Origin of the sequence: Nguyenibacter vanlangensis, from assembly GCF_013376155.1 — a bacterium.
Taxonomy (GTDB): domain Bacteria; phylum Pseudomonadota; class Alphaproteobacteria; order Acetobacterales; family Acetobacteraceae; genus Gluconacetobacter; species Gluconacetobacter vanlangensis.
Genome location: NZ_JABXXP010000223.1, coordinates 1 through 4492, shown reverse-complemented (window position 1 = coordinate 4492; position 4492 = coordinate 1). Strand labels below are relative to the sequence as shown.

The 4492-nt window shown below is 67.1% G+C and carries 5 protein-coding genes; 3 read left to right on the top strand and 2 right to left on the bottom strand.

Translation table 11 applies throughout. From position 1 onward, the window contains the following. On the top strand, positions 1 to 515 hold a 515-nt coding region (locus tag HUK84_RS11170; protein ID WP_176640364.1), incomplete at its 5' end, for a GNAT family N-acetyltransferase. Between the two features lie 4 nt (positions 516 to 519). Here HUK84_RS11170 and HUK84_RS11165 read toward each other — a convergent pair. Then, entirely contained in the window at positions 520 to 1422 is a 903-nt protein-coding gene (locus tag HUK84_RS11165) for a LysR family transcriptional regulator (protein ID WP_218064326.1), read from the bottom strand. A 105-nt stretch (positions 1423 to 1527) separates the two neighbouring features. Here HUK84_RS11165 and HUK84_RS11160 point away from each other — a divergent pair, with 105 nt between their 5' ends. Continuing rightward, positions 1528 to 2250 carry an SDR family oxidoreductase gene (locus tag HUK84_RS11160; RefSeq protein ID WP_176640363.1) on the top strand — a complete coding sequence of 241 codons (723 nt, stop codon included), beginning with the start codon at positions 1528 to 1530 and terminating at the stop codon, positions 2248 to 2250. Between the two features lie 190 nt (positions 2251 to 2440). Here HUK84_RS11160 and HUK84_RS11155 read toward each other — a convergent pair whose 3' ends face one another. Beyond that, the gene (locus HUK84_RS11155) at positions 2441 to 3412 is read right to left on the bottom strand and encodes a glycosyltransferase (RefSeq protein WP_176640362.1); all 972 of its coding nucleotides are present in this window, start codon (positions 3410 to 3412) and stop codon (positions 2441 to 2443) included. 168 nt (positions 3413 to 3580) lie between these two features. Between HUK84_RS11155 and HUK84_RS11150 the strand changes: the two genes are divergently transcribed. Continuing rightward, the coding region (locus tag HUK84_RS11150) for a glycosyltransferase (protein WP_176640361.1) at positions 3581 to 4492 on the top strand (912 nt) is incomplete at its 3' end.

The following is a 4492-nucleotide window of genomic DNA, read 5'->3' as shown; positions in this document are numbered from 1 at the left end:
GGCTGGACCCGGCTTCGGGCGGCGCGGTCGCCATCCGTCCCTTCCGCGCCGGCGATCTGGGCCAGATCGCGGCGCGGCAGGCACTGCTCTACCAGCAGGAAAATGGCTGGGGCAGGGGGCTCGAAGTCGCGGTGCTGGACGCCGCAGCCGCCTTCCTGCGCGATTTCAAGCCGGGGCGCGAACAATGCTGGGTGGCCGAACTGGACGGCGTCGCGGCCGGTTCCGTCATGCTGACGGACGAAGGCGGCGGCATTGCGCGGCTGCGGCTGCTCTATGTCGAACCCTTCGCCCGCGGCCGCGGCATCGGCGGCGAACTGATCGCACGTTGCGTCGCGTTTGCGCGCGATTGCGGCTATGGCCGGCTCACCCTCTGGACCCAGACGGTGCTGGACGGCGCCCGCCGGCTCTATGCCCGAAACGGCTTCCGCCTGACGGAAACCGCTCCCCACGCCGTGTTCGGCCTGCCGCTCCAGGGTGAAACCTGGGTGCTGGACCTGACCATGCCGCCGGCCTGACCCGCTACGCCACCTCCGCCAGGACGAAATCCAGAAAGGCCCGTACCTTGGCCGGCGGCAGATGGCGCGACGGGTAATAGGCATGCAGCGGAAAATATTCGCCGTTCCAGTCAGGAAACAATTCGACCAGCCGCCCGTCGCGCAGCGCCGCGTCGATGCCCAGCGCCATGGGCTGGGCAATGCCCAATCCAGCTACGCAGGCCGCGATCGACGTCGCCACATCGTTCAGCACCAGCCGTCCATGCACGGAAACCCTCAGGATTTCGTCGGCACGATGAAATTCCCAGTCGAAGGGCCGTCCCGTCGCCGGGTCGCGGAACAACAGGCAATGATGCGCCGGATCGGCCAGTGCCGATGGGTGGTTCGGCCGTCCATGCCGCGCCAGATAGGACGGCGCGGCGCAGGTCAGGATCCGTGTCTCCAGCAATCTGCGCGTCACCGGCCCCGGCGCTTCCGGCACGCCGAACCGGATGGCGGCGTCGAATCCGTCCGACACCAGGTCGCCCAGCGTATCGCGTACGACCAGATCCAGCGTCAGCGCAGGATAGGCATCCAGAAAGGATTGCAGCTTCGGCGCCAGCATCAGGCTGGCAAACCAGGAATCGCAATTCACGCGCAACCGGCCACGCACGGCCTGCGTCTCGCCGCCGGTCCGGGCCGCGGCATCGGCAATCCCGGCCAGCAGCGGTGTCACCTCGGCCACGAACTGCCGCCCCGCTTCGGTCAGGACGGTGGCCTGGGCATTGCGATTGAACAGCCGTGCACCCAGGCGCTGCTCCAGCCGCCCGATCGCCCGGCTGACACCCGACGGGGTCAAGCCCAGGCTTTCCGCAGCCCGGGCAAAGTTTCCGGTTTCCGCCACCGCGATCATCGTTCCGATTCCGCTCAGCAACCGCGCGTCCATCATGATTGTCCGTCATGCTTATAGTGACATGATTGCGCTCGAATCATGCTGTGTCCAGCGCGATCCTCCCTGTGCCGGGTCATCCGGTCATAGGGATGGAGCATGGACATGACTCTCGAGAACAAGCAGGTCGTCATTCTGGGCGGCACGTCGGGTATCGGGCAGGCAGTCGCCCGGGATGTCGCCCGTGCCGGGGGCGTGCCGCTGGTCGTATCGCACGATCCGCAAAATGTGCGGGCCACGCTGGCGCAATTGCCGCCCAACGCCCAGGGCCACGTCGCCGACCTGCGCAGCGCGGACCAGATCCGCGACCTGTTCACCCGGATCGGGCCATTCGACCACCTCGTCTACACCGCGGGCGAAACATTGTTGTGCGGCACGCTGTCCGATCTCACGTTGAACAGCGCACGCGATTTCTTCGAAATCCGTTATTGGGGCGCGCTGGCTGCCGCGAAATTTGCCGCATCCGCAATCCGGCCAGGCGGTTCGATCGTTTTGACATCCGGCATCGCGGGCGCCCGCCCGCCTCAGCAGGGTTGGACCCTGGGGGCAAGCATCTGCGCGGCAATGGAGGGCCTGACCCGCGCGCTGGCGGTGGAACTGGCGCCGTTGCGTGTCAATATCGTCTCCCCCGGCTTCGTGCGCACGCCGCTCTGGCGCGACATGCCCGACCCCCAGCGCCAGGCCATGTACCAGGCCGCCGCCCAGGCCCTGCCCGTCGGACGGATCGGCGAATCCGCCGATTTGGCCAAGGCCTATCTTTTCCTGATGGAACAGGGTTTTTCGACCGGGCAGGTGCTCGTCGTCGATGGTGGCGGCATGCTCGTTTGAACGGGCGAAGATGCTTGATGAAATAACAACATAGTGGCCTGCTGATCCGAGAAATTCTTATGAGAATTTCTCGGATCAGCAGGCCACTAAAATATTGATTCTATTATCCTTTCGATTCAAAAATTCGCTTGCGAATTTCGGAATCGGGACAATAGAGCTTTTCCACCGAACCGGTATTCAGTGAAAAAGCCTAGTCCTCGTCGGGCAAGGTTTCCAGAACCATGCTCACCAGCGCGCTGAATAGCTGCCGCTCCCGGTCGGCTTGGACCGATCGGGGGGTAATCCGCGCGACGCGCTGCTTGGTGCGCACCGATGCATACCAATGCACCACGCAGGTTCCGGGCTGCAGCACGTCCTGCGCGCGGACATGCCGGCCGCGGCGGAACAGATGTTCGGAAATCTCGGGCGGCATCGGGTAGAAGATTGCCGGGTCATGCACCGTCAACGTGCCGCTTTCCCCGCACGCCGCCAACGCGTCCAGCAGATGCGGCCCCAGCGCATAGGGCCGTACCCGCTCCTGCGGCGACATCGCCAGCATGTGCCGCAGGCAGGTCGCAAAGAACGGGCTGCCCGCCTGTGCGCCCATCGCCGCGTTGTTCATCCCGCGGCAGTAAAGATGCGTAACCCGCCGGAAAAGTTTCCAGCCAAGCGGGATGGTGCGCAGCACCCTGCGCAGCACGGCCAGCGCCGTATGCCGCGCGCGGATGCGCCGGTCGCGTGTGGCGCACACCGCCTGCGGCCAGACGATGAATTCGGTGCCGACGAACTGCGCGGCCCCCAGCAGCGGCCGGAACGACGCGACGGTGATCGTATCCAGGTCCAGATACACGCCGCCTTCGCGATACAGGATCGCCACGCGCAGGATATCCGCCCGCTGCACCGGACGCGGGACCGACTGGTAGAACGCGCTCAGTCGCCCCTCCGTGATCCCCGCCGCCCGCTCGACCGCCGCCAGATAGGCCGCCGGGTCGATCCGCGACAGCCGCACCCGCGCCGCCGCCCGCAGCGCTCGGATTTCGGGTCCCTCGGCCAGTGCGTCGGTATGGTGCAGGATCACCTCGTCCATCCCGCTCCGGGCTGCCGCCGACAGCACGGCGAAGACATAGGCCCAGGGCAGGGTCGGGCCGATCCAGCAGAAATGCACGCGGGCGGGTATCGTCATGGCATCCGGCGCCGGACGCCCGCGGGCGTCCGCAGAAAAAGGAAGGGGGACAGGCCACGGGTTATGGCCCCGGACCGCGCCTGTCCAGTCCCGATCGCGCCCCCTTCGCCTCGTCCCGCCGTTTCTGTAGGGTGCCACCCGGCCGCACCAGGCCAACAGGGGGCCGTATTGCGCGACATCGTTCTCTTTCGTCAGAATTTGTTTCGTCTGTCCGAAACCTTCATCGTCCAGCAGGCCCAGGCCCTGCGCCGCCATGCGCCCCTCTATACCGGTCGCCTGCGCTATGGCCCCGGACCCGACGGCGCCCGGACCGTGCTGCTGTCCGAAGGATTGCGCCATCTGGTCTATCCCCGCATCGGCGCCCAGATGCTCACGCGCAGTCCCGCGCCCTATCTGCGGCTGCTGGCCGGGCATCGGCCCGCCCTGGTGCATGCGCATTTCGGGGTGGACGGGGTCTATGCCCTGCCGCTGGCGCGCCGTCTCGGCGTGCCGCTGGTCACCACCTTCCACGGTTTCGACGTCACGCTCGCGACCGCGCATTTCCTGCGCTCGCCCGCCTGGGCGAATTATCCGCTCCATCGGCGCGCGCTGGCCCGCCAGGGGCAGCTTTTCCTGTGCAATTCCCATTTCCTGCATGCCCGCGCCCTGGCGCTGGGCTTTCCGGCCGAGCGCACGCACGTGCATTATATCGGGGTGGATTGCGCCGCCATCCGCCCGCGTGCGCCGGATCAGGAAACCCCCACCATCCTGCATGTCGCCCGGCTGGTCGAACTCAAGGGCACGACGTACCTGCTGCGGGCCTTCGCGCGCCTCGCGCCGCGGCACAGCCGGGCCCGCCTCGCCATCATCGGCGATGGCCCGCTCAAGGGCCGCCTGATGGAACAGGCGGCGGCGCTGGGCATCGCCGATCGCGTGTCCTTCCTGGGCCCGCAGCCGTATGATGTCGTGCTGGCGCATATGCGCCGCGCCGCGATGCTGGTCGTGCCCAGCCTCGAAACCGCCACCGGCCGTGTCGAGGGGCTGGGCATGGTGGCGCTGGAGGCCGCGGCCACCGGCGTCCCGTCCATCGGCGCGCGGGTC